The 24,937-nt window shown below is 66.4% G+C and carries 25 protein-coding genes; 10 read left to right on the plus strand and 15 right to left on the minus strand.

Going from position 1 to position 24,937, the window contains the following annotated elements:
- Positions 1–19: 19 nt before the first annotated feature.
- Together AC5Y7E_RS06475 and pcaA are read left to right on the plus strand one after the other, a co-directional pair.
- Positions 20–733 carry a TetR/AcrR family transcriptional regulator gene (locus tag AC5Y7E_RS06475; RefSeq protein WP_499918009.1) on the plus strand — a complete coding sequence of 238 codons (714 nt, stop codon included), beginning with the start codon at positions 20–22 and terminating at the stop codon, positions 731–733.
- Between the two features lie 185 nt (positions 734–918).
- Complete coding sequence (gene pcaA / locus AC5Y7E_RS06480) at positions 919–1,782, plus strand: cyclopropane mycolic acid synthase PcaA (protein WP_499918007.1); 864 nt, start codon at positions 919–921, stop codon at positions 1,780–1,782.
- Between the two features lie 88 nt (positions 1,783–1,870).
- Here the strand turns inward: pcaA and AC5Y7E_RS06485 are convergent, their stop codons facing one another.
- The 3 genes from AC5Y7E_RS06485 to AC5Y7E_RS06495 form a co-directional block, all read right to left on the minus strand.
- Complete coding sequence (locus tag AC5Y7E_RS06485; RefSeq protein WP_499948040.1) at positions 1,871–2,725, minus strand: 3-hydroxybutyryl-CoA dehydrogenase; 855 nt, start codon at positions 2,723–2,725, stop codon at positions 1,871–1,873.
- Positions 2,726–2,893: 168 nt separating this feature from the next.
- Positions 2,894–4,180 (minus strand): isocitrate lyase, encoded by a 1,287-nt coding sequence (gene aceA / locus AC5Y7E_RS06490; RefSeq protein ID WP_499918005.1) that lies wholly within the window; start codon positions 4,178–4,180, stop codon positions 2,894–2,896.
- A 266-nt stretch (positions 4,181–4,446) separates the two neighbouring features.
- On the minus strand, positions 4,447–5,241 hold the full coding sequence (locus tag AC5Y7E_RS06495) for an acyl-ACP thioesterase domain-containing protein (protein WP_499918004.1): 795 nt from the start codon (positions 5,239–5,241) through the stop codon (positions 4,447–4,449).
- A 159-nt stretch (positions 5,242–5,400) separates the two neighbouring features.
- Between AC5Y7E_RS06495 and ramB the strand changes: the two genes are divergently transcribed.
- Complete coding sequence (gene ramB / locus AC5Y7E_RS06500; RefSeq protein ID WP_499918003.1) at positions 5,401–6,825, plus strand: acetate metabolism transcriptional regulator RamB; 1,425 nt, start codon at positions 5,401–5,403, stop codon at positions 6,823–6,825.
- Complete coding sequence (locus AC5Y7E_RS06505) at positions 6,822–7,382, plus strand: carboxymuconolactone decarboxylase family protein (RefSeq protein ID WP_499948043.1); 561 nt, start codon at positions 6,822–6,824, stop codon at positions 7,380–7,382. Before ramB ends, AC5Y7E_RS06505 begins: the two co-directional genes overlap by 4 nt.
- On the opposite strand, the gene AC5Y7E_RS06510 is transcribed toward AC5Y7E_RS06505, so the two are convergent.
- The 6 genes from AC5Y7E_RS06510 to exaC form a co-directional block, all read right to left on the minus strand.
- A complete protein-coding gene (locus AC5Y7E_RS06510) occupies positions 7,377–7,658 on the minus strand; it encodes a hypothetical protein (protein WP_499918000.1) in 282 nt (93 codons plus the stop codon). The two genes, AC5Y7E_RS06505 and AC5Y7E_RS06510, sit on opposite strands and share 6 nt — an antisense overlap.
- Positions 7,659–7,665: 7 nt before the next feature.
- Complete coding sequence (gene lpdA, locus AC5Y7E_RS06515) at positions 7,666–9,075, minus strand: dihydrolipoyl dehydrogenase (protein WP_499917999.1); 1,410 nt, start codon at positions 9,073–9,075, stop codon at positions 7,666–7,668.
- 49 nt (positions 9,076–9,124) lie between these two features.
- Positions 9,125–9,694 carry a hypothetical protein gene (locus AC5Y7E_RS06520; protein WP_499948045.1) on the minus strand — a complete coding sequence of 190 codons (570 nt, stop codon included), beginning with the start codon at positions 9,692–9,694 and terminating at the stop codon, positions 9,125–9,127.
- Positions 9,687–9,965 carry a putative holin gene (locus tag AC5Y7E_RS06525; protein ID WP_499917997.1) on the minus strand — a complete coding sequence of 93 codons (279 nt, stop codon included), beginning with the start codon at positions 9,963–9,965 and terminating at the stop codon, positions 9,687–9,689. The genes AC5Y7E_RS06520 and AC5Y7E_RS06525 overlap by 8 nt, the downstream gene beginning before the upstream one ends.
- On the minus strand, positions 9,962–10,444 hold the full coding sequence (locus AC5Y7E_RS06530) for a DUF779 domain-containing protein (protein ID WP_499918247.1): 483 nt from the start codon (positions 10,442–10,444) through the stop codon (positions 9,962–9,964). The genes AC5Y7E_RS06525 and AC5Y7E_RS06530 overlap by 4 nt, the downstream gene beginning before the upstream one ends.
- A 92-nt stretch (positions 10,445–10,536) precedes the next feature.
- A complete protein-coding gene (exaC, locus tag AC5Y7E_RS06535) occupies positions 10,537–12,060 on the minus strand; it encodes an acetaldehyde dehydrogenase ExaC (RefSeq protein WP_499948047.1) in 1,524 nt (507 codons plus the stop codon).
- Between the two features lie 66 nt (positions 12,061–12,126).
- Between exaC and AC5Y7E_RS06540 the strand changes: the two genes are divergently transcribed.
- From AC5Y7E_RS06540 to AC5Y7E_RS06560, 5 genes are all read left to right on the plus strand, one after another.
- A complete protein-coding gene (locus AC5Y7E_RS06540; RefSeq protein ID WP_499948048.1) occupies positions 12,127–14,163 on the plus strand; it encodes a prolyl oligopeptidase family serine peptidase in 2,037 nt (678 codons plus the stop codon).
- Entirely contained in the window at positions 14,139–15,227 is a 1,089-nt protein-coding gene (locus AC5Y7E_RS06545) for a YncE family protein (RefSeq protein WP_499948050.1), read from the plus strand. Before AC5Y7E_RS06540 ends, AC5Y7E_RS06545 begins: the two co-directional genes overlap by 25 nt.
- Positions 15,228–15,251: 24 nt before the next feature.
- The gene (locus AC5Y7E_RS06550; RefSeq protein WP_499917993.1) at positions 15,252–15,563 is read left to right on the plus strand and encodes a hypothetical protein; all 312 of its coding nucleotides are present in this window, start codon (positions 15,252–15,254) and stop codon (positions 15,561–15,563) included.
- Positions 15,564–15,570: 7 nt separating this feature from the next.
- The gene (locus tag AC5Y7E_RS06555) at positions 15,571–16,482 is read left to right on the plus strand and encodes a crotonase/enoyl-CoA hydratase family protein (protein WP_499948051.1); all 912 of its coding nucleotides are present in this window, start codon (positions 15,571–15,573) and stop codon (positions 16,480–16,482) included.
- A 79-nt stretch (positions 16,483–16,561) separates the two neighbouring features.
- A complete protein-coding gene (locus tag AC5Y7E_RS06560; RefSeq protein WP_499917991.1) occupies positions 16,562–17,014 on the plus strand; it encodes a DUF5078 domain-containing protein in 453 nt (150 codons plus the stop codon).
- A 47-nt stretch (positions 17,015–17,061) separates the two neighbouring features.
- Here AC5Y7E_RS06560 and AC5Y7E_RS06565 read toward each other — a convergent pair whose 3' ends face one another.
- From AC5Y7E_RS06565 to AC5Y7E_RS06575, 3 genes are all read right to left on the minus strand, one after another.
- A complete protein-coding gene (locus AC5Y7E_RS06565; RefSeq protein WP_499948053.1) occupies positions 17,062–19,992 on the minus strand; it encodes an MMPL/RND family transporter in 2,931 nt (976 codons plus the stop codon).
- Positions 19,989–20,537 (minus strand): MmpS family transport accessory protein, encoded by a 549-nt coding sequence (locus AC5Y7E_RS06570; protein ID WP_499948055.1) that lies wholly within the window; start codon positions 20,535–20,537, stop codon positions 19,989–19,991. Before AC5Y7E_RS06570 ends, AC5Y7E_RS06565 begins: the two co-directional genes overlap by 4 nt.
- A 71-nt stretch (positions 20,538–20,608) precedes the next feature.
- A complete protein-coding gene (locus AC5Y7E_RS06575; protein WP_499917988.1) occupies positions 20,609–21,295 on the minus strand; it encodes a TetR/AcrR family transcriptional regulator in 687 nt (228 codons plus the stop codon).
- Positions 21,296–21,415: 120 nt separating this feature from the next.
- Here AC5Y7E_RS06575 and AC5Y7E_RS06580 point away from each other — a divergent pair, with 120 nt between their 5' ends.
- Complete coding sequence (locus AC5Y7E_RS06580; protein ID WP_499948057.1) at positions 21,416–23,158, plus strand: cytochrome c biogenesis protein DipZ; 1,743 nt, start codon at positions 21,416–21,418, stop codon at positions 23,156–23,158.
- Between the two features lie 6 nt (positions 23,159–23,164).
- On the opposite strand, the gene AC5Y7E_RS06585 is transcribed toward AC5Y7E_RS06580, so the two are convergent.
- The 3 genes from AC5Y7E_RS06585 to AC5Y7E_RS06595 are packed head-to-tail and all read right to left on the minus strand — an operon-like array spanning position 23,165 to position 24,930.
- The gene (locus AC5Y7E_RS06585; protein WP_499948058.1) at positions 23,165–24,019 is read right to left on the minus strand and encodes a hypothetical protein; all 855 of its coding nucleotides are present in this window, start codon (positions 24,017–24,019) and stop codon (positions 23,165–23,167) included.
- Positions 24,020–24,029: 10 nt separating this feature from the next.
- Complete coding sequence (locus AC5Y7E_RS06590) at positions 24,030–24,548, minus strand: mycothiol transferase (RefSeq protein WP_499948060.1); 519 nt, start codon at positions 24,546–24,548, stop codon at positions 24,030–24,032.
- A gap of 10 nt (positions 24,549–24,558) precedes the next feature.
- Complete coding sequence (locus AC5Y7E_RS06595) at positions 24,559–24,930, minus strand: VOC family protein (RefSeq protein ID WP_499948061.1); 372 nt, start codon at positions 24,928–24,930, stop codon at positions 24,559–24,561.
- Positions 24,931–24,937: the final 7 nt, after the last annotated feature.

Genomic DNA, 24,937 nt, shown 5'->3' on the forward strand with positions numbered 1-24,937 from the left:
GAATGGGAATTTGGCGACTGTGGCAGAGCAAATCACAGCGGTGAGCGCCAAGATGGATGGGCGCAAGCGGCGCTGGCACCAGCACAAAGTGGATCGTCGTAACGAGCTGGTCGACGGCACGATCGACGCGATTCGCCGGCTGGGTGGCGCGCTGAGCATGGATGAGATCGCCGCCGAGATCGGGGTCTCCAAGACGGTGCTGTACCGCTATTTCGTCGACAAGAACGACCTGACGACGGCCGTGATGATGCGGTTCACCCAAACCACCCTGATCCCCAACATGGCCGGGGCACTGACGTCTGGGCTCGACGGCTTCGACCTGACTCGCGAGGTCATCCGCGTGTACGTCGAGACCGTCGCGAACGAGCCCGAGCCGTACCGGTTCGTGATGTCCAACAGCTCGGCCAGCAAGAGCAAGGTCATTGCCGACTCCGAGCGCATCATCGCGCGCATGCTCGCGGTGCTGATGCGCCGCCGCATGCAGCACGCGGGGATGGACACCGGTGGCGTGGAGCCGTGGGCGTACCTGATCGTGGGTGGTGTTCAGCTGGCCACCCACTCGTGGATGTCGTACCCGCGAATGAGCCGCGATGAGTTGATCGACTACCTGACCATGCTGAGCTGGAACGCTCTCAAGGGAATCGTCGAGGTCGGCGGATCGCTGGAGAAGTTCCGCGGCGAACCCCATCCGTCACCGATCGTGCCGCCGCGACAGGGCGAGTTCGGGCCCTGAAGCTGGCTTCGGCCACGCCGCGGGTTTTGGGGATTGCACCCGTGCCGTGTGAGGCTGAGCACGCGACTTGCGGGGCGACTCGGCCCGGCGCAGGTACTAGCATGCAGAGGAGTATCGGGGGAAAACAGCGGGGTCGTCGTTCGGCTCCAACCCCTGCCCCCCAATATAGGAAGGCTCGTATCGACATGTCTGTGCAGCTCACGCCGCATTTCGGAAACGTGCAAGCTCATTATGACTTGTCCGACGACTTTTTCCGGCTGTTTCTGGATCCCACCCAGACCTACAGCTGCGCGTACTTCGAGCGTGATGACATGACGCTCGAGGAGGCGCAGATCGCGAAAATCGATCTGGCGCTGGGCAAGCTCAAGCTCGAGCCCGGGATGACGCTGCTGGACATCGGCTGCGGCTGGGGAGCCACGCTGCGGCGAGCCATCGAGAAGTATGACGTCAATGTCATCGGCCTGACGCTCTCGGAGAACCAGGCCGAGCACGTGCAGAAGTCCTTCGACCAGATGGACACCCCCCGCACCCGACGGGTGCTGCTGGAGGGCTGGGAGAAGTTCCACGAGCCGGTGGACCGCATCGTGTCGATCGGCGCGTTCGAGCACTTCGGCCGCCAGCGCTACGGCCGCTTCTTCAAGATGGCCTACGAGGCGCTGCCGCCCGGCGGAGTGATGTTGCTGCACACCATCGTTCGGCCATCGTTCAAAGATGCCCGGGCCAAGGGCATGAAACTGACGCACGAGATTGTCCAGTTCTCGCAGTTCATCCTGGCCGAGATCTTCCCCGGCGGCTGGCTGCCGACCCCGCAGACCGTCGGCGAGTACGGGGTCACGGTGGGCTTCGACTTGACCCGGGTGCAGTCGCTGCAGCTGCACTACGCCAGGACGCTGGACCTGTGGGCCGAGGCGCTCGAGGCGAATCGCGAGCAGGCTCTGGCCATTCAGTCCCAGGAGGTCTACGACCGCTACATGAAGTACCTCACCGGCTGCGCCAAGCTGTTTCGGGAGGGCTACACCGACGTCAACCAGTTCACGCTGGAGAAGTAACCGGCCCGGGTAAAGCATTCAGCCCCCGACGGATCACCGTGGGGGGCTGAATTGGCTTGTCCTACTTGACGATCACACCCGGCTGGCCTCAGTACGTATAGAAGCCCTGGCCCGTCTTCTTGCCGAGCCGGCCGGCCTCCACCATGCGCAGCAGCAGCGGCGGCGCGGCGTAGAGCGGCTCCTTGAACTCGTCGTACATCTTGTCCGCGATCAGCTTGAGGGTGTCCAGGCCGACCAGGTCGGACAGCCGCAGCGGGCCCATCGGGTGCGAGAGCCCGGCCACCACGGCCTTGTCGATGTCCTCGACGGTGGCGAAACCGGATTCGAGCATGCGCACTGCCGACAGCAGGTAGGGCACCAACAGCGCGTTCACTACGAAGCCGGATCGGTCGGAGCAGCGCACCACCTGCTTGCCCAGCACCGCGCTCGCGAATTCCTCGGTGCGCGCGGCGGCGGCGTCGTCGGTGACCAGGGTGCTGACCAATTCGACAAGCGGCAGCACCGGGACGGGGTTGAAGAAGTGCAGACCCAGCACGCGTTGCGGGTTCTTGGTGGCCGCGGCGATCTTCATGATCGGGATGCTGGAGGTGTTGGACGCCAGAACCGCGTCGGGGTCGGTGATGACTCGGTCGAGCTCGGCGAAGACCTGTCCCTTGACGGCGTCGTCCTCGATGATCGCTTCGATGACCAGCTGGCGGTCGGCGAGGTCCGTCAGGTCGGTGGTGAAGGTGAGCTTGCTCAACGCCCGGTCGCGTTCCCGCTCGGTCACCTTGCCGGCACTGACGCCGCGCTCCAGCGACTTCACTATGCGGTTGCGGCCGGCCGTGATGAGGGCCTCGGTGGTTTCGAACACGGTCACGTCGACACCGGCACGGACCGAGACCTCGGCGATGCCGGATCCCATCTGGCCGGCCCCGACAACTCCCACTCGTTCGATCGGCACGTTTCTCCTTTGACTGCTTTCATGCCTGGCTGACAGCAACAGGCCCCGCCCAACATCGCTGGGCGGGGCCTGCGCTGTCAACTTGTCCCGGGTGCGCCGAACGTGAAGTCAGGGCGAAAAATCGGCCGAAAAATCGCCACAGTTTCACGCTCGACGCACGGCGGAGTGTCAGTGAAACTGGCCCTCTTCGGTGGAGCCGGTCAGCGCGGTGGTCGACGAGGTCGGGTCCACCGTGGTGGCGATGCGGTCGAAGTAACCGGCGCCCACCTCTCGCTGGTGCTTGGTGGCGGTGTAGCCGCGCTCCTCGGCGGCGAACTCGCGCTCCTGCAACTCGACGTAAGCGCTCATCTGGTTGCGGGCGTAGCCGTAGGCCAGATCGAACATCGAGTAGTTCAGGGCGTGGAAGCCGGCCAGCGTGATGAACTGGAACTTGAATCCCATTGCCGCGAGCTCCTTTTGGAACTTCGCGATGGTGGAGTCGTCAAGGTGCTTCTTCCAGTTGAACGACGGCGAGCAGTTGTAGGCCAGCATCTGGTCGGGGAACTCGCTCTTGACGCCCTCGGCGAACTTGGCGGCGAGCTCGAGATCCGGAGTTCCGGTCTCCATCCAGATCAGGTCGGAGAACGGCGCGTAGGCCTTGGCCCGGGCGATGCAGGGCTCCAACCCGTTGCGAACCCGGTAGAAGCCCTCCTTGGTGCGCTCACCGGTGATGAAGGGCTGGTCGCGCTCGTCGACGTCGGAGGTGATCAGCGTCGCGGCCTCGGCGTCGGTGCGGGCGATGACGACGGTCGGCACGTCGCACACGTCGGCAGCCAGGCGGGCCGAGGTCAGGGTCCGGATGTGCTGCTGGGTCGGGATCAGCACCTTGCCGCCCAGGTGACCACACTTCTTCTCCGAAGCCAGCTGGTCCTCCCAGTGCGATCCCGCCACACCGGCGGCGATCATGGCCTTCTGCAGCTCGTAGACGTTGAGCGCTCCACCGAAACCGGCCTCACCGTCGGCGACGATCGGGGCCAGCCAGTTCTCGACCGAGGTGTCACCCTCGACCGCGGCGATCTCGTCGGCACGCAGCAGCGCGTTGTTGATCCGGCGCACCACCTGCGGCACCGAGTTGGCCGGGTACAGGCTCTGATCGGGGTAGGTGTGGCCGGACAGGTTGGCGTCGCCGGCGACCTGCCAGCCGGACAGGTAGATGGCCTTCAGGCCGGCGCGCACCTGCTGCACGGCCATGTTGCCGGTCAGGGCGCCCAGCGCGTTGATGTACTCCAGGTCGTGGAGCTGCTCCCACAGCACCTCGGCGCCGCGGCGGGCCAGGGTGGCCTCCTCGACCACGGTGCCCTGCAGGGCGACGACGTCCTTGGCCGTGTAGGTCCGGGTGACATCCTTCCAACGCGGGTTGGTGTCCCAGTCTTTCTGGATCTGTTCGGCGCTCTTGGGGGTGCCAACGACAGACATTGGGCATGCTCCTTCACGGTCTTCACTACGAGTGCTGGACGCCGCACCGGCGGTAGCTAGAGGCTCAACTTCGCTGGTGTGCTAACTCGAAGATGGCACAGCTCATGCAGGCCGGTCTACCCGTTTCAGTTGCCAATTTAAGTAACGGGAGCGCCGGAATTTGCGAAGTTTGCTAACTTGCTAACTAACTTAACCGTTTCAGAAGCTACCCGTCAGTAACCCTATCACCGCAGGTCAGGCCGCAATTTAACCGGACGCTTGTCCTGTTACCGAGCAAAGATCGAAGCGACGGCTTTCGTCTCGTCGCCGACGGCATATGTGAGCGTTGTAACAGCGCGATCGGCCAGCCCGGGACCGAATTGTTCGGTCGATCCGGCCGGGTGCACGTGCGAGATGATCTCCAATTTGTCGCCCAACGCCACCGGCGCCTCGTGTTCGATGGTGACGCGCAGCGGCACCCGCAGCAGCTCCGGGTGCGACGCCAGGTAGTCCTCGATGACGCTCCAGTACACAGAGTTGTTCATGTGGTCGAACAAATCGATGTCGGTGACCCGGACGGGGAACTCGTGGATCTCGGTCGCGTCGTCGCGGCTACCCGGCTTGAGGTAGGACTTCCACCGCAGCCGGTCGACGGAGGTCGTCTTGTGCAGGCCCGCCAGGAAGTCGTCGGCGATGCGCGAGGGCATCTGGGTTTCCCGGTTGATGCTGATCCAGAACGCCTCGGACTCGATCAGCCCGCCCTTGCGGCCATCGATGCGCACCCGCATCTCGCACCACCGGTTCGAGGTGCCCGAGCACCATCTGCGCATGCGCAGCATGTCGTTGAACTCGATCGGGCGGACCAGGTCAACCATGGTGCGCCGGACGATCCACAGGGGATGGGTCTCCTCGAAACCCATCTCCCGCAGCTGGTCCTGGCCGATGTCCTGGATGTGGCGGGCGGCAGCGTCCAGCCGCAACCGGCCCGTGCGGTCGATGTCGCCGACCCGCAATGGCCACTGGCGATCGAAAACGTCAGGGTGACCGTCGGGCACCGGCATCATTTGTTTGTCCAGGCTCACGCCGCCGCTCCCCGTTCCTCCTCGTGGTCGCCCCAGGCTAAGACAAAAGACCTGGACGAATCATGCCAACGAGGTGCACCGAATACTAATCCCCGACGAGACCGTACCCGATGCCAAGTCTGCGAATGCAATCTTCGCACGGCCGGTAGCCTCGGAGGCGTGTCCAAGACGTTCGTCGGCTCACGCGTTCGCCAGCTCCGCAACGAACGCGGGTTCTCCCAGGCCGCGCTGGCTCAGACACTGGAGATCTCGCCGAGCTACCTCAATCAGATCGAGCACGACGTTCGCCCGCTGACGGTGGCCGTGCTGCTGCGCATCACCAAGGTGTTCGGGGTGGACGCGACCTTCTTCGCCTCGCAGGACGACACCCGACTGGTGGCCGAGCTCCGCGAGGTCACCATGGACCGCGATCTGGACATCGACGTCGACCCGACCGAGGTCGCCGAGATGGTCAGCGCGCATCCGGGGCTGGCCCGCGCCGTGGTCAATCTGCACCGGCGCTACCGGATCACCACGGCGCAGCTTGCCGCCGCCACTGAGGAGCGGTACTCCGACGGCAGTGGCAGCGGGTCGATCACCATGCCGCACGAAGAAGTGCGTGACTACTTCTACCAACGCCAGAACTACCTGCATGAGCTGGACACCGCCGCCGAGGACCTGACCAGCAAAATGCGGCTGCATCACGGCGATCTGGCGCGCGAGCTGACCCGCCGGCTCACCGAGGTGCACGGGGTGCACATCAACCGCCGGATCGACCTGGGCGACACCGTGCTGCACCGCTTCGACCCCAAGACCAAAACGCTGGAGTTCAGCAACCATTTGTCGTTGGGCCAGCAGGTTTTCAAGATGGCTGCCGAGTTGGCCTATCTCGAGTTCGGCGATCTCATCGACACCCTGGTCGAGGAGGGCAAGTTCACCAGCGACGAGTCACACACACTGGCGCGGCTGGGGTTGGCCAACTATTTCGCCGCGGCCACCGTGCTCCCCTACCGTCAATTTCACGACGTCGCAGAGAATTTCCGCTACGACGTCGAGCGGTTGTCGTCGTTCTACTCGATCAGCTACGAGACCATCGCGCACCGGCTTTCGACGCTGCAGCGCCCGTCGATGCGCGGCGTGCCGTTCTCCTTCGTCCGGGTCGATCGGGCCGGGAACATGTCAAAGCGCCAGTCCGCCACAGGCTTTCACTTCTCCTCCAGCGGTGGCACCTGCCCGCTGTGGAACGTCTACGAGACGTTCGCCAATCCGGGCAAGATCCTGGTGCAGATCGCCCAGATGCCCGATGGGCGCAACTACATGTGGGTGGCCCGCACCGTGGAGCGCCGCGCGGCCCGGTATGGTCAGCCGGGTAAGACCTTCGCGATCGGGTTGGGCTGCGAGCTTCGGCACGCTCACCGGCTCGTCTACTCGGAGGGACTCGACGTCTCGGGGGAACCAGGAACAGTGGCCACACCGATCGGCGCGGGCTGCCGGGTCTGCGAACGCGACAATTGCCCACAGCGCGCCTTCCCGGCGCTCGGACGCGCACTCGATCTCGACGAGCACCGCAGCACGGTGTCTCCCTACCTGGTGACCCAGCCGTGAGCGGCCATCCGGCCGGCCGCATTCCGCCGGGGGGGTTTCGCGAACTGGGACCGATCAATTGGGTGATCGCCAAGCTGGGCGCGCGCACCGTCGCCGCCCCGGAGATGCACCTGTTCACCACCCTGGGTCAGCGCCGGTTGCTGTTTTGGACGTGGCTGGCGTATGGGGGTCGGCTGTTGCGCGGGAAGCTTCCGACCGTCGACACCGAGTTGGTGATCCTGCGGGTCGCGCATCTGCGCGCGTGCGAATACGAACTGCAGCACCATCGGCGGATGGCGCGGGCGGCCGGATTGGACGCGGACCTGCAGGCCGCCATCTTCGCCTGGCCCGAAAGGCTGGAGCCGGTCGATGCGCGCCTGACCGTGCGCCAGCAGGCGCTGCTGGCGGCGACGGACGAGTTCGTCAAGGACCGGACCGTCACGCCCGACACCTGGCAGCAGCTGGCGACTCACCTGGATCGGCGACAGCTGATCGAATTCTGTTTACTGGCAAGCCAATACGACGGGCTTGCCGCGACCATGTCGGCACTCGAGATTCCGCTGGACCATCCGCTATAGGTAGACGTCGGCCAGGATGGCCAGCGTCAAGATCACCGGAAGTACCGGCAGCGCAAAGGCGAACGCCGCCCATGGCTGCTTGTCGCGCCGGCGCTGGCGCAGGCCCCACACCGCGGCGCAGATCCCCAGCACCACCGAGGCCAGCAACACCAGCGGTCCCCACTGCCCGGCCGTCGCGTTGTCGCCGCTCGAAATGGCCAGCAGCCAAAGGACATAGCCGGTCAACAGGCCACCGATGGCCGCCACGATGGCCTGAGGGGTGACGGTGCGAATCATTGCCCGCTCAGAAGTTGATCATGTGTCCGGTCAGGCCGTGGAAGCATTCCTGCAGCGCCTCGGACATGGTCGGGTGGGTGTGCACGTTGCGGGCCAGCTCGGTCGCGGTCAGATCCCATTTCTGGGCCAGCGTCAGCTCCGGAAGGAGTTCTGACACATCGTGTCCGACCAGGTGTCCGCCCAGCAGCTCACCGTATTTCGCGTCGGCCACCAGCTTGACGAAACCGCTGGGGTCGCCGACACCGTGGGCCTTGCCGTTCGCGGTGAACGGGAACTTCGCCACCACCACGTCGTGACCTTCGTCGCGGGCCTGCTCCTCGGTGAGCCCGAAGCTGGCGACGTTGGGCTGGCAGAACGTCGCGCGCGGCATCATCCGGTAATCACCGAGCGCCAAAGTCTCTGCGCCGGCGATGGTTTCGGCGGCCACCACGCCCTGGGCCTCGGCGACGTGGGCCAGCTGCAGCTTCCCGGTGACATCACCGATGGCGTAGATGTGCTCGATGTTGGTGCGCATGTAGTCGGTGATTCCGATGGCCCTGCGGTCGGTCAGCGCGACGCCGGCCGCCTCCAGGCCGAAACCCTCGACGTTGGGCGCAAAACCGATGGCCTGCAACACCTTCGCGGCCTTGAGTTCCTGTGCGTTGCCGTCCTTGCTGACGGCGACGGTCACCTCCGAGCCGTTGTCGGAGATGGACTCGACTTTCGTTCCGGTGAGGATTTTGACGCCCAGCTTCTTGAACTGCTTTTCGATCTCCTTGGAGACGTCGGCATCCTCGTTGGGCAGGGCGCGCGGCAGGAACTCCACGATGGTCACGTCCACGCCGTAGTTCTTCAGCACATAGCCGAACTCCATGCCGATGGCACCCGCGCCGGCGATGACGATCGACTCCGGCAACTCGCGGGACAGGATCTGCTCTTCGTAGGTGACCACGTTGGCCGACAGCGACGTGCCGGGAACCAGGCGGGTGCTGCTGCCCGTGGCGATGATGGCGTTGTCGAAGGTGACGGTTACTGAATTTCCAGCGCCGCCCTCCTCCGTCAATTCGACCGAGATCGTGTTGGCGTCGGTAAAGCGGCCGTAGCCATGGATTTCGGTGATCTTGTTCTTCTTCATCAGGAAGTGCACGCCGGCGACGCGGCCCTCGGCCACTTTGCGGCTGCGGTCGAACGCGCCGCCGTAGTCGAAGGTCGCCTCGCCGCTGATGCCGAACGTCTTGGCCTCTTTGGTGAAGATGTGTGCGAGTTCGGCGTTGCGCAGCAGCGCCTTGGACGGGATGCATCCGACGTTCAGGCACACCCCACCCCAGTACTTCGGTTCGACGACCGCGGTGGACAGGCCCAGCTGTGCGGCGCGGATGGCTGCGACATATCCGCCGGGACCGGCCCCGAGGACGACGACGTCATAGTGAGAAGGCACGAGCCCACCCTAGTTGGCCACGGCCCCTGGTGGCCGCCCGGGCGAGGCGTCAATACGGAATGAGCCCGACGAGGCAGTGCCCCACCCGCTCGCAGTGGTAATAGCCGTACAGGGGCGCCGACGCCACCAACGCGGCGAACGGCGCGGACATCATCGCCACCGAGAGCGCCGAGATCAGCGGCCTGCCCTCGGTCATCGCCAGCATCACACCGCAGACGATGCAGACCACGACGTAGACCAGGACCACGAACAGCGCGGGCGCCTTGTGCGCCGAGTGATACCACCAATAGAACAGCCCCAGCCCGAGCACGGCCGCCGCGGCCCACACGCCGAGCAGCACCAGGGCCAGCTTCCACCACTTGAGGTAGAGATACCGGCCGGGAACGTTGACCGGTTGCACCGGCCCGACGGGCTCGGCCGGCCCCGGCTCCGATTCGGGCTCCGCCGGTTCGGGCTCGGTTTCCGCAGCAGGCTCGCCGGTGTCCTCGTCGCCGTCGTCGTCATCGAAATCGGGCACCCACGACTGGGTGCCGGTGTGCTCGGAGTCGTCATCGTCGTCGGAGAAGTCCGGCACGAACGCCTCCGTGCCGGGGCTCGAGACGTCCTTGTCGTCAGCCACCGGCGGTCACCCGCAGCGCGACCAGGACGCCGAACCAGCCCGGCGCGACCGACACGAGAAAAGCGCCCAGCATCGTGACCCAGCGGCGTCCGGAAAATAGGATCGTGGTCAGCCCGACCACGCTGAGGACGCCGACCACCGACGCGATGGCGATGCCCGGGCGGACGCTGGCGTGGATCGCCACGGTGCACGCGACACCCGCCAAAAGTCCGACCGCACTGCCGATCAGCATGGCGCTGGCCAACAACCAGGGACGCGGAAGCGGGATCACTTTCTCGACTGTACTGCGGAGACCGGGCAGGTCGCCGAGGCCGCGTCGGCCACCACCGGACCCCGCGTTGCGGGCCGTTCGCCGCGTTCGTAATCGGCGCCGGTGATCACCGCCGCGGCGGCCAGCGACGCCCGCTCCTGTTCGGTGAAGACGCGGCCGCGGGACAAAAACCGCACCCCGTCGGGCGCTTCCAGGCTGAACCCGCCGCCGCGGCCGGGCACCACGTCGATGACCAATTGGGTGTGCTTGTCGCGATAGTGGGCTGCGTACTGCGGCCCCGAAATCCACACCGGCACGCCGTCGGTCCCGACGTCGAGCACGCCGAGCAAGACGTCGCGGTCACCGACGAGGAAGTCGCCGAGCGGGTAACACATGGGCGACGAGCCGTCGCAGCAGCCGCCGGACTGGTGGAACATCACCGGACCGTGGGTGGCCTGCACCCGCGTCAGCACCTCGGCGGCCGGGGCGGTGATGACCACCCCAGCGACATCATGGCGCCGCTCTCCCCCGCGAGCGGGAGGTACCCCCACCTCATCGCTGCGCTCTGCATCGTCGCCGGCGCGCGCGACCATCAGAAGAACCCGAGCGCCTTGTCGGAGTAGGACACCAGCATGTTCTTGGTCTGCTGATAGTGCTCCAGAGCCATCTTGTGGCACTCGCGCCCGAAGCCGGACAGCTTGTAGCCGCCGAACGCCGCATGCGGCGGATACACGTGGTAGCAGTTGACCCACACCCGGCCGGCCTGAATGTCGCGGCCGGCGCGGTAGGCGGTGTTGCCGTCGCGGCTCCACACTCCCGCGCCCAGTCCGTAGAGGGTGTCGTTGGCGATCGCGATGGCGTCGTCGTAATCGTCGAACGACGTCACCGTCACCACCGGCCCGAAGATCTCCTCCTGGAAGACGCGCATCTTGTTGTTGCCGCCGAAGATGGTGGGCTGCATGTAGAAGCCGCCGGACAGGTCGCCGCCGAGCTCGGCGCGTTCGCCGCCGGTGATCACCTTAGCGCCCTCGTCCTTGCCGATTTCGATGTAGGACAACACTTTTTCCAGTTGGTCGTTGGACGCCTGGGAACCCAGCATGGTCTCGCTGTCCAGCGGATCGCCCTGGCGCACCGCCTTGGTGCGGATCGCGGCCAGCTCGAGGAACTCGTCGTAGATGTCGGCCTGGACCAGGCTGCGCGACGGGCAGGTGCACACCTCGCCCTGGTTGAGGGCGAACATGGTGAAGCCCTCCAGGGCCTTGTCCTGATAGTCGTCGGCCTTGGCCATCACGTCGGAGAAGAAGATGTTGGGGCTCTTGCCGCCGAGTTCCAGAGTGACCGGGATCAGGTTGTGCGAGGCGTACTGCATGATCAGACGCCCGGTGGTGGTCTCGCCGGTGAACGCGATCTTGGCGATCCGGTTGCTCGACGCCAGCGGCTTGCCGGCCTCGGCGCCGAAGCCGTTGACGACGTTGACCACCCCGGGCGGCAACAGGTCGCCGATCAACGACATCAGGTAGAGCACCGAAACCGGTGTCTGCTCCGCGGGTTTGAGCACCACCGCGTTGCCGGCCGCCAGTGCGGGCGCCAACTTCCAGGCGCCCATCAGGATGGGGAAGTTCCACGGGATGATCTGCCCGACCACGCCGAGCGGTTCGTGGAAGTGGTAGGCCACGGTGTCGTCGTCGATCTGGCTCAGCGAGCCCTCCTGCGCGCGCAACGCAGCGGCGAAGTAACGGAAGTGGTCGGCGGCCAACGGGATGTCGGCGGCCAGCGCCTCGCGGATCGGCTTGCCGTTGTCCCACACCTCGGCGACCGCCAGCGCGGCGGTGTGCTCGTCGATGCGGTCGGCGATCTTGTTCAGGATCGCCGCCCGCTCGGCCGGCGCCGTCTTGCCCCACGCCGGAGCCGCCGCGTGCGCGGCGTCGAGCGCCCTGTCGATGTCGGCCTCATCGGAGCGGGCCACCTCGCAGAACGTCTGGCCGGTGACCGGAGTCGGGTTCTCGAAGTAGCGACCCTTCGCGGGCGAGACCCACTGTCCGCCGATGAAGTTCTCGTAGCGGGATTCATACGACATCAATGCCCCGGCGGAACCTGGACGTGCGAAAACAGTCATCTGCTCTCACTCCTCGTGCGGCTGTGTAATTCACCTCACACTACCGCCGCGGCCACAATGGTTTCCATGACGCCGCAAGCTCACGCCGCGCCCGAAGACAACCAAGACCCGTACCTGTGGCTCGAGGACGTCACCGATGACGAGGCGCTCGATTGGGTGCGGGCGCGCAACGAGCCGACGCTGGCGCGCTTTCGCGACGAGAACTTCGAACGAATGCGCACCGAGGCGCTCGAGGTGCTCGACACTGACGCCCGCATCCCCTACGTGGTCCGCCGGGGTGACTACCTCTACAACTTCTGGCGCGATGCGGCCAACCCCCGCGGACTGTGGCGGCGCACGACGCTCGACAGTTACCGGACCGACTCCCCCGAGTGGGAAGTGCTGATCGACGTCGACGAGTTGGGCCGGGCCGACGGCGAGAAATGGGTGTGGGCCGGCGCCGGTGTCATCTATCCCGAATACACCCGCGCATTGGTCAGCCTGTCCCCCGGCGGCTCGGATGCCTCCATCGTGCGTGAATTCGACATGATCACAAGGGAATTCGTTGACGGCGGCTTCGAACTTCCGGAAGCCAAGTCGCAGATCAGCTGGGCCGATCCGGACACCGTGCTGGTCGGCACCGACTTCGGCGCCGACTCACTCACCGATTCCGGCTATCCGCGGGTGGTCAAACGGTGGCGTCGCGGCACCCCGCTCGCCGACGCAGAAACGGTGTTCGAGGGCGCGCGTTCCGATGTCAACGTGGCGGCAAGCACCAGCCGGGTTCCCGGCTTCGAGCGCACCCTGATCAGCCGGGCGCTGGACTTCTGGAACGAAGAGGTCTACGAGCTGCGCGGCTCGGAACTGGTTCGCATCGACACGCCCACCGACGCCAGCGTCAGCCTGCACCGCGAGTGGCTGTTGATCGAGTTGCGCAGCGACTGGTCATCGGGCGACGCCACCTACACCGCCGGGTCGCTGCTGGCGGCGAAGTACGAGGAATTCCTCGCCGGCACAGCGCAATTGCAGATCGTGTTCGAACCCGACGAGCACACCGCGCTCAACCACTACGCATGGACGAAGGACCGGCTGCTGATGGTCTCGCTGGCCGACGTGGCGAGCCGCGTCGAAATCGTCACGCCGCGGGACTGGCGGCGCGAGCCATTGGCCGGCATCCCCGCCGCGACCAACACCGTCGTGGTCTCCGCCGACGACACCGGCGACGAGTTCTTCCTGGACTCCAGCGGATTCGACTCGCCGTCGCGGCTGATGCGGGGTACCGACGACGGGAAACTCGAACAGATCAAGTCCGCCCCGGGCTTCTTCGATGCCGAAAACATCTCGGTGACACAGCATTTCGTGGCATCGCAGGACGGCACGTCGATCCCCTATTTCGTGGTGCGCGGCCCGGAGGCTTCCGACGGACCGGCGCCCACCCTGCTCTACGGCTATGGCGGCTTCGAATCGTCGAACACGCCGGGCTACAGCGGCGTCCTGGGCCGGCTGTGGCTCGCCCGCGGCGGCACGTATGTCCTGGCCAACATCCGTGGCGGCGGCGAGTACGGCCCCGGCTGGCACACCCAGGCGATGCGCGAGGGCCGCCACAAGGTGGCCGAGGACTTCGCCGCCGTGGCAACCGATTTGGTGGAGCGCGGCATCACCACGGTCGAGCAGCTCGGGGCGCAGGGCGGCAGCAACGGCGGCCTGCTGATGGGCATCATGTTGACCAAGTACCCGGAGAGGTTCGGCGCGCTGGTGTGCAGCGTGCCCCTGCTCGACATGAAGCGCTACCACCTGCTGCTGGCCGGCGCCTCATGGGTCGCCGAATACGGCGACCCCGACAACCCCGACGACTGGCAGTTCATCGCGGAATATTCGCCCTACCAGAACATTTCGGCCACGCGCGAATACCCGCCGGTGCTGATGACCACGTCCACCCGCGATGACCGCGTGCACCCGGGCCACGCCCGCAAGATGACCGCGGCGCTCGAGGCCGCCGGTCAGCCGGTCTTCTACTACGAGAACATCGAGGGCGGGCACGCCGGCGCGGCGGACAACGAGCAGGTGGCGTTCAAGTCGGCGCTGACCTACTCGTTCCTGTGGCAGATGCTGACGCGCGGATGAACCTGCGCGGGATCGTGGCGCTGCTGGCGACGACCGTCGTGGTCGCCTGCGGTCAGCAGAACGCCCAATCCCACGGGGCCGCAACCACCACCGGTCTGCTGCCCGCGGGCGTGCCCACCGAGGGATCCCGGCCGCCGGCCGCGACGCTGCCGCCTGCGGCTGAGCCGCGCAACGCGCCGCCGGCCGGGACACCACAGGGCCGGGTGGTGCCGGTTGCCGGTCATCCGGAAGGCGTCGCCGTCGACGCCGCGACCCGCACCGTGGCGCTCGCCACGCACGATCCCGATCAGCTCGTCCTGCTCGATGCCGACTCGTTGGGCGTATCCGTTCAGATTCCGCTGCCGGGTTCGGCACGTCATGTCGAGTTGGCCGCCCCGGGCGGACCGGTCCTGGTGCCGGTCGAAAGCGCAAATGCGTTGGTGGAAGTGCAATTACCGAGTGGCGCCGTGTCGCCGTCGATCGTCACCGGCACGTCGCCGCATGACGCCGCGGCGGCGTCCGACGGCACCATCTTCGTCGGCAACGAACTGGGCGGCACGGTGGCCGCCGTGCGCGGCGGCAAGGTCGTGAAGGTCTTCACCGACAGCGTGCAACCCGCCGGTCTCGCCGCCGCGGGAACTGCCGTCGGAATGCTGGACGCGCGGAGAAACACGCTGACGGTCTACGACGCGCAGCGGCTGGCCGTCGTCGGGTCGGCCCCGGCCGGCGCGGGGCCCACCCACTTGGTCGCCGATCGGCGCGGCCGGATGATCGCCACCGACACCCGCGGCGACACCATCCGGGTGTTCGATCCGCTGCCGGCGCCCCGCGAAGTCGCCGCCGTCACGCAGCCCGGCGGCCCCTACGGCATCGCCTACGACGCGGCGCGTGACCTGCTCTGGGTCGCCTCCTCGGGCACCAACGAGGTCGTCGGCTACGACATGAGCCAGCCGGCACCCCGCGAAATCCGGCGGATCCCGACGGTGCAGAACCCGTACAGCGTGGGGGTCGACTCGCGGACCGGGCGCCTCGTCGTCGCGGGCGCCACCGCGGGGGTGCTGCAGGTCGTCGAGCCCGGCGTCTGAGGGCCCGCCCTTAGGATCGTCACCGTGGCCGCGATTGAACGCATCGAGCTCACCCTGCTGGCGACGGGATTGATCGGCATCCTGGCCTCGGCGGCCCAGGCCCGCTACCGCTTCATCAAGGACCGGCGCGCCGGCCGGCGGTTCTACTGGGCGACCGCGATCATCGGCATCGTCTGCTTTGCGGCCGGGACCGGCCAGCTGTGGCCGAATGCCATTCTGGTGGCGGCCGTTTTCTCCTGCATCGTTGCCTTCTCCGCCTACCTGACCACGCCGTATTTGAAGATCGGCGGGCGAATCTATGCGTCCTCGCCGGAGAACCGTGAGCCCGACCCCTAAGGACGCAATGCCGACCAGCGACTTCCAGACCCTGCTCTATCGGACGGCCGGCGCGGTCGCCACCATCACGCTGAACCGCCCGGAGCAGCTCAACACCATCGTGCCGCCGATGCCCGACGAGATCGAGGCCGCTATCGGCCTGGCCGAGCGCGACCCGGCGATCAAGGTCATCGTGCTTCGCGGCGCGGGCCGGGCCTTCTCCGGCGGCTACGACTTCGGCGGCGGGTTCCAGCACTGGGGCGAGGCCATGATGACCGACGGGAAATGGGATCCCGGCAAGGACTTCGCGATGGTCAGCGCCCGCGAGACCGGGCCGACGAATAAGTTCATGGCCATCTGGCGCGCGTCCAAGCCGGTGATCGCCCAGGTGCACGGCTGGTGCGTCGGCGGGGCCAGCGACTACGCGCTCTGCGCGGACCTGGTGATCGCCAGCGAGGACGCCGTGATCGGCACGCCCTACAGCAGGATGTGGGGCGCCTATCTGACCGGGATGTGGCTGTACCGGCTGAGCCTGGCCAGGGCGAAGTGGCACTCGCTGACCGGCCGGCCGCTGACCGGGGCGCAGGCCGCCGAGATCGAGCTGATCAACGAGGCGGTCCCGTTCGAGCGGCTGGAGGCCCGCGTCGCCGAAGTCGCGGCCGAGCTGGCGCAGATCCCCTTGTCGCAGCTGCAGGCGCAGAAGCTGATCGTCAACCAGGCCTACGAGAACATGGGGTTGGCGTCCACCCAGACGTTGGGCGGCATTCTCGACGGCCTGATGCGCAACACCCCCGACGCGTTGGCCTTCATCGGCACCGCCCAGTCCGAGGGCGTGCGGGCCGCGATCGAGCGCCGCGACGGCCCGTTCGGTGATTACAGTCAGGCCCCGCCGGAGCTACGGCCCGATCCCAGTCACGTCATCGTCCCTGATGGCGACTGATACTGAGACGCACTAGCGAAATCCTGAGAGTGAGCTGGAAACTATTCCGGCCGGGCCAAGAGGTGTTACCGTAATAGCTATGTCTCGGCTGAGTACTGGCCTGCGTGCAGGCGCTGCGTTCCTTGCTCTCGGTATTACCGCTGCGATCTTTCCGTCGACCGCGGTAGCCGACTCCACGGAGGACTTCCCGATCCCCCGGCGAATGATCAACACCACGTGCGACGCCGAGCAGATCCTGGCGGCCTCCCGGGACACCAGCCCGGTGTACTACCAGCGCTACATGATCGACTTCAACAACCACCCGAACGTCCAGCAGGCGACCATCGACAAGGCGCACTGGTTCTACGCGTTGTCGCCGGCGGACCGTCGGAACTACTCCGAGAACTTCTATGCGCCACAGGCCGATCCGCTGTGGCTGGCCTGGCCCAACCACATGAAGATCTTCTGGAACAACAAGGGCGTCGTGGCCAAGGCCACCGACATCTGCAATACATACGCGCCCGGCGACATGTCGGTGTGGAACTGGGCGTAAGCCGCTTCAGGTAGTCGTCACCCCATCGGGGGTCGGGCCGCGCAAGTTCAGCGCGGCTGCACCAATCCGCCCCGCGGGTGCTCGTCGACGTCGTCGAGGATCAGCTCGCGCACGGCGCGACGCGGTCCGTACGGTCGCAACATCGTGCTCGCCGGCCGTGGACGCACGTGCTGCGGCCACCAGAACCAGCGCCCGAGCAAGGTGGCCAGCGACGGTGTCATGAACGAACGCACGATCAAGGTGTCGAACAATAGCCCCAGCGCGATCGTCGTACCCACCTGGGCCATCACCAGCAGCGGGCTGAACATGAACGTGGCCATGGTGGCGGCGAACACCAGACCGGCGGAGGTCACCACCGAGCCCGAACCCGCCATCGCGCGGATGGTCCCCGTTTTCAGCCCCGCGTGGATTTCCTCCTTGAACCGCGATATCAGCAGCAAGTTGTAGTCCGAGCCGACCGCCAACAGCAGGATGATCGCCATCGCCAGCACCATCCAGTGCAACTTCAGGCCCAGGATGTACTGCCATACGAGCACGGAGAGTCCGAATGAGGCGCCCAGCGACAGCAACACCGTGCCAACGATCACGAAGGCCGCCACGACGCTTCGGGTGATCACCAGCATGATGACGAAAATCAAAGTGGCTGCGGCGATTCCGGCGATCATCAGGTCGATGTTGGAGCCGTCGTGCATGTCCTTGTACGTCGCGGCGGTGCCGCCGAGGTAGACCTTCGCGCCCTCCCAGGGGGTGCCCTTGATCGCCTCGTGGACCGCCTGCTTGATCGGTTCGATGTGGTTGATGCCTTCGGGGGTCGCCGGGTCGCCTTCGTGGGAGATGATCAGCCGGACCGCGTGCCCGTCCGGCGAGATGAACTGTTTGAGGCCTCGCGCGAAATCCGGGCTCTTGAACGCCTCCGGCGGAAGGTAGAACGTGTCGTCGTTCTTCGCTTTGTCGAAGGCGTCGCCCTGGGCGGTGGCGTTGTCGGACTGCGCTCTGGCTTGTTCGTTAAGACCTTGCGTGATCGCATAGTTCGACATGATGGTGTCGAGGTTGCGTTGCTGGCTCTCGATCTGCGGCGGTATCAGCGCCACCAGCTTGGGCTGGATCTGATCCAACTTATCGAGGTTCGCGCTGAGGTTCACGATGTTCTGGGCCACCTGGTCGATGCCGTCGAGCGCGTTGAAGATCGACCGAAGCGCCCAGCAGCTCGGGATGTCGTAACAGTGCTTCTCCCAGTAGAAGTAGCTGCGGATCGGCCGGAAGAAATCGTCGAAGTTGGCGATGTCGTCGCGCAACGCCTCGGTGATCTGCACGGTTTCCTTGGTGAGCCTGGTGGTTTCGTGCGTCGTGTTGCTCAGATCCTGGGTCACCTGCATCTGCTCATGCAGCGTTGCCATCGTCTTGCGCAGCTCGTCGGCCTGCTTGAGCAGGTTTGCCGCCTGCTCGTCCTGATAGTGCTGCGTCTGGATTCGCCCCGCTGCCTGCGCGCCCATCTGAAAACCGAGGGTGCTGTGGTCGAGCGGCGTGCCCAGCGGTCGGGTGATGGTCTGCACCCGGCCGATACCGGGGATATGGAAGACCGCCTTGGCGACCTTGTCCAGGACGATGAAGTCCGCCGGATTACGCAGGTCGTGATCGGTCTCGATCATCAACAGCTCAGGATTGAGCCGCGCCTGGTCGAAGTGCCGGTCCGCGGCGGCATAGCCGACATTGGCCGGGGTGTCCGCCGGCAGGAAGTGGCGGTTGTCGTAGTCCGTCTTGTAACCGGGCAGGGCGAGCAGACCAACCAATGCGACTCCGATGGTCACCGCGAGAACCGGTGCGGGCCAGCGGACGACCGCGGTGCCGATGCGACGCCAGCCCCGAGTCTGCAGCTTGCGCTTCGGGTCCATCAGCTTGAAGAACGACGCCACGGTCAGGACCGCCGGCGCCAGGGTCAAGGCCGCGAGGACCGCGACCAGCATGCCGACGGCGCAGGGTATGCCGAGTGACGAGAAATAGGGCAACCGGCAAAAGCTCAGGCAGTACATCGCGCCGGCGATGGTCAGCCCCGACCCCAGCACGACATGGGCGGTGCTGTGGAACATCGTGTAGAACGCTTGTTCACGCGTCTCACCCAGACCGCGGGCCTCGTGGTAGCGGCCGACCACGAAGATCGCGTAGTCCGTGCCGGCGGCGATCGCCATCAGCACGAGCATGTTGTTGGCGAACGTGGAAAGCCCCATGATGCCGTAGTTTCCGAGCGTCGCGACGACACCGCGGGCCGCTGCCAGCTCGATGAACACCATGGCCAGCATGATCAGAACGGTGGCCACCGACCGGTAGACGATCAGCAGCATCACGATGATCACGACGAAGGTGACGAGCGTGACGACCATGACGCCCTTTTCGCCCGCGTGGGACTGGTCGGCGAACAGCGGACCGGCGCCGGTGACGTAGGCCTTGATCCCCGGCGGCGCCGGCACCGAGTTGACGATCTTGCGGACGGCGTCGCTGGACTCGGAGGACAACCCGCCGCCCATGTTGCCGGCGAGGTAGACCTGGACGTACGCGGCCTTTTGGTCGTGGCTCTGGGATCCCGCGGCGGTCAGCGGATCGCTCCAGAAATCCTGGATGTGCTGAACGTGCTTCTTGTCCTGTTCGAGCCGCCTGACGATCTCGTCGTAGTAGCGGTGCGCTTCGGGCCCGAGCGGCTTGTCACCCTCCAGCAGGACCATCGCCGAGCTGTCGGAGTTGAACTCTTTGAACGTCGATCCGACGCGCATCATCGACTGGAAGGATGCCGCGTCCGTCGGACTCATCGACACCGAGTGCGTTTTGGAGACCACCTCCAGCTGAGGCGCCACGGTGTTGGTGACGAAGACGATGCCCAACCACACCAGGACGATCGGCAGTGCCAGCCGGTGGATCATGCGCGGCAGGAACGGCGGGATCAGCGGCTGGTCGACGCGCGGCGCGGCCTCGCTTGGCTGGCTCATGCGGACTTGTCCAGGCAATAGACGAAGGCGTTCACGGTCTGGTTGGGATCTGAGCGATTCGGAGTCTTGATGACGTCACCGCTTCCATCGTGCTTGTTGACCACGAACTGGCAGGCGATCCAACTGCCGTCGCCTTGCGCCACCAGGTTTGCCGGGATGCCGGGCTTCGTTGAACTCAATGTTTTGCTCCAGGGCAAGGGCACGTTGAGGGCCTGCTGCGGATGGGAGTTTTCGTCGAGGTAGTTGATGGTCGCCGTGCTGCCCGGTGAACCCCAGACCTCGAGCGTGATCGTCTTGGCGTTGAACTCATCGAGAACCTCACCCGAGGTGCCGCCGCCGAACGAACCTTTGTGAACGCCGAAGACGCCGTGCAGTCGGTATACGACGAATCCCGACACCGCGACGACGGCTGCGATGGTGAGCACCAGCCAGAAACGCCCCAGAAACCCCTTTTTCCTGGCGCGCTGCGGAGCGGCCATGTCGCCGTCCCCGCCGGCCGAGCCCTGCGTTTTCAGCGGCTCGGTCCTCGGCTCAGTCGTCGTCATGGGCGTTTCAAGTCCTTCACGTTCACCGGTTGCAGTTCGCCAAGCCACGCCCCCCGGCCTCCTCTCTGCGTTCATTGCGATCCCGAGATGAGCCCGACGCACGTGGCCGTCAGCAGGCGGGTCAGGGCGGACGCGAAGTCCAGATTCCACTCGGGCGGAACGACTTCGGGCTCCTCGGCGTAGACGTCGGTCAGGTGTTCCGGCGGGTTCGCGACCTGCCAGAGCGTCGCGGCCAGCGAGTACGCGGCCAGCAGGATGTCGAGCGAGCCCGATCGCCCGAGTTCGGGCAGTGCGCTGCCGATCGAATCGGCCAGTGACAGTGTGGCCGCGGTGCTGATCCGCCTGACCTCGATGACCCGCTCCGCGTCCACCTCGTGTTCCAGGTGCAGGTGCAGATTGGCCAGCAGGTCGCAGAACAACGGGTCTTGGGCCAGGGCTTCGGCCAGCGTCTCGGCGATGCGCAAGGGCGACTTCGCGCCGGGCTCGGCCAGCTTCTCCGATACCGTGGTCGACCACCGCACCCAGCCCTCGGCGGACAGATGCAGCAGGACCTCCTTGTGCGAGGTGAAGTAACGGCGCACCGCCGAGTAGTGAATCCCGGCGCGACTGGCGACCGCGGTCAGGGTGACCGACGCGACGCCCGTTTCCATCGCCAGCGAGCGTGCCGCTTCCACGAGGGCCTCCGCACGTTGGCGCTTCTTCTCCTCGGTGCGGGCGCGCTGGAATGTTAGTTGCGCCACCGGCTGAGCGTAACGCACGTTGTGTGATTTGCATAACGCACGTCGCGTGATTTGTGCTGGCTCACCGGGGTCACGAAAAACAGGTAAGGGTGTAACCATACCCATCGTCCGGCACCCAAGAGCCCCTCGGAGTAGCGCGTGCAAACCATTGCCCTGATCGGGTTTCTCGGCGGGCTGATCACCGGCATCTCGCCGTGCATCCTGCCGGTGCTTCCGGTGATTCTGCTGTCCGGCATGGAAAGCACCCGCGACGGCACACCCACCGCGCGTTCGGCGGCGCGGCCATACCTGGTGATCGCGGGCCTGGTGTGCAGCTTCAGCCTCGCCACGTTGATCGGCTCGGCGCTGCTGACGGCGCTGCACCTGCCACAGGACGCGATCCGGTGGGCCGCACTGGTGGTGTTGGTCCTGATCGGCCTGGGCCTGATCTTCCCGCCGGTGCAGCACTTGATCGAGCGACCGTTCGCCTACCTCCCGCAGCGTCAAATCGGCTCGGGGACAAACGGTTTCGGCGTGGGTCTGACGCTGGGCGCGCTCTACGTGCCGTGTGCGGGCCCGGTGCTGGCCGCGATCGTGGTGGCCGGGGGGACGTCCTCGATCGGGCTCGGCGCGCTCGTGTTGACCGCGACGTTCGCCGCCGGCAACGCGTTGCCGCTGCTGGCCTTCGCGCTGGCCGGGCGGCGCGTCGCCGAACGCGTGGCCGCATTCCGCCGTCGCCAGCGGGTGATCCAGGTCGCCGGCGGAATCGCGATGATCGTGCTGGCCGTGGCGCTGGTGTTCAACCTGCCCGCGATGCTGCAGCGCTCCGTCCCCGACTACACGACGGCGATGCAGAACAGGCTGGGGGCCAACAACATCCAGCGCAGCCTGGCACCGGCCGTCGTGCAACAGCCGAACGGCGGCGGCGCGCTGCCGCTGAGCCCGCCCGGTGCCCCAGCGAACGGCGCGCTGAGCGACTGCGCCGGCGTCTCCGCCGGCCTGCAACAGTGCGGGCCGGCTCCCGCCCTGACCGGCATCACCGGATGGCTCAACACGCCCGACGGCAAGCCGCTGGACGCAGCGACGGTGCGTGGCAAGGTGATCCTGATCGACTTCTGGGCCTATTCGTGCATCAACTGTCAGCGCGCCATCCCGCACGTAGTCGATTGGTACAACCGGTATCGCGACAACGGCTTCCTCGTCATCGGGGTGCACACCCCGGAGTACGCCTTCGAGCGGGTGGCGGCCAATGTGGCCACCAGCGCCGCCGATCTGCACATCACCTATCCCATTGCGCTGGACAACGACTACGCGACGTGGAACAACTTTCAGAATCTGTATTGGCCGGCCGAGTACCTGATCGACGCGAATGGGCAAGTGCGGCACAGCAAGTTCGGCGAGGGCGATTACGACGACACCGAAAAGCTGATCCGCAAGCTTCTGCTCGATGCGCATCCCGGCGTCGCGCTGCCCGCGCCGACGAACTCGGCCGACATGACGCCGCAGACCCGGCTCACCCCCGAGACGTACCTGGGTGTCGGTCGGTCTGAAAATTACGGCGGCACTGGGGATTACAAAGCCGGTGCCACCACGCTGAGCCTCCCGCCACGCCTGGCCGACGACAAGTTCGCCCTGGGCGGCCGCTGGAGCCTGGACAACCAGGGGGCAACGGCGGACGGCGACGACTCCGTCATCCGCCTGAACTACACCGCGAAAGATGTCTACGCCGTCGTCGGCGGCAGCGGCACCGTCACGGTGACGCGGGATGGCAAGACCACCACGACCCCGATCGGCGGAGCGCCCACGTTGCACCGGATCGTCGCCGACGACTCCGCGCACCGCGACCAGCTGGACATGCGAGTCAGCAAGGGCTTGCAGGTCTTCTCGTTCACCTTCGGCTAGCCGCCCTCACGATTTGTGGGCGAGACTGCCCAGCATCGCGGCCACCACGCCGATCGCCACCAACGCGGCGCCACCGATCAACGTCGCGTCAAGCCATTGGTGCAGACCGGCTTCGGCGTGTTCGATCATCGCCTCGGCGACTTGCCGGACGTTGCCGGTGGTGCGATTCAGCGCATCGTGGACGTAGCGGCCGGCGACCTCGATGCCCGCCCAGCCGCCCGCACCGACGAGCAGCGCCGAGATGCCCAGGCTGCTCAACGCCTTGCCGCGGCGGCGCGCGGCCGCCACCGTGAGCAGCGCGCACAAGCCGCACAGCGCGGCCGCACCCAAGGTGATCCACGGGCCCCAGGTGGACAACCGGCTCAGCCGCCCCTGCTGCATCGAATGCGGCACCGAAACGGTCAGCGGGACACTGAGTTTCGCGGGGACTGCCACGTTGTGGCGGGCGAGCAGCGGCTGGATCGAGCCGTCGTTGAGCATCGGCGCCACGTCGACCGCCCACTGGTTGCCGTCTTTGCCGGACCCTGGGTCGCCGAACAACCAGCCGTGCGCCGCGCGATTCGCCTGGGCGAACAGCGGCGGAAACGCCGGGCCGGCGGTGAAGGCGCGCGCGGCCTCCTGCACCTCGGAACCCTCGACTTCAGAGCGGCCCCCGCCACGCTCGGCGATGAGAGTCATTGCCCGGCTGCTCAGTTCGGACGCCATGGCCGACTGGACGGCGGGATCCGTCGCCGCCTGCTGCGCCAGCGCGGCGTAGCCGTCGGCGTCAACGACGTGCAGCTGCGTCCACGCCGCGGGGATCGTCACCGCCAACGCGAGCGTGGTGATGAGCCACAACAACAGGGTCGCCGCGAAACGCACGCCCGCGAATCTACTGAATGCCCCGCACGTACGCGGCCTGCCCGAGGTGCTGGGCACAGTCGTCGATGATGCTCACCAAACGCGCGCCGGCCGTCACCGGCGGATCCCAGTTGGTGTCCACGACGCGGGCCAGTTCTTCGGCGGTGACCCCGGCGACGTATTCGAGGCTGAGCTCGTGCACCGCGTGGTAGTAGCCGGACAGCAGGTCCGCGGGCGCCCGCACCTTGGCCACCTCGTCGGGCCCGTGTCCGTAACCGGTGTCGTCGCGCGGCAGGTCCAGGCCGAACCGGTCCACCCAGCCGTCGCGGAACCACACCTGCTCGACGCCGGCGACGTCGGCCAGCTGAAGATCCTGGATCCGAGCGCTGTGCCACAGCAGCCACGCGATGCTGTTGGCGTTCGGCGTCGGCCGATAGCCGGATTCCTCGTCGGTCAACCCGTCGGTGATCTCATCGACGTGCTCGATCAACCGGGTGAACGCGTCGCGCAGCAGCTCGTGCAGGACGGCGGCGTCGTCGGTGCTGGCCATACTCGCGACACTACGGGAGGGTGCCGTGCCAGACCGCTTCGACGTTGTTGCCGTCGGGGTCGCGCACGAACGCCCCGAAGTAGCCGGGGTGGTATTCCGGCCAGAGCCGCGGCGCATGCAGTGCTTCGGCGCCGAGCTCGACGGCGGCCGCATAGAAGGCGCGCACCGCGGCCTCGTCGGCGGCCTCGAAGGCCAGGTGCACTTCCCGATTGGGTCCCGCCGGCGCCTCGGAGATCCAAAACGTCGGTTTGCCCGCCCGCCCGTACCCGATGGCCGGACCCACGTCGAGCTGCCGGGAGAAACCGAGCGTTGCCAGCACCGCGTCGTAAAACCGCTGAGATTCGGCGTAGTCGGCGCAATTGATTCCCACATGATCGATCACGGAGAAG

Source organism: Mycobacterium sp. NGS17 (assembly GCF_059813205.1).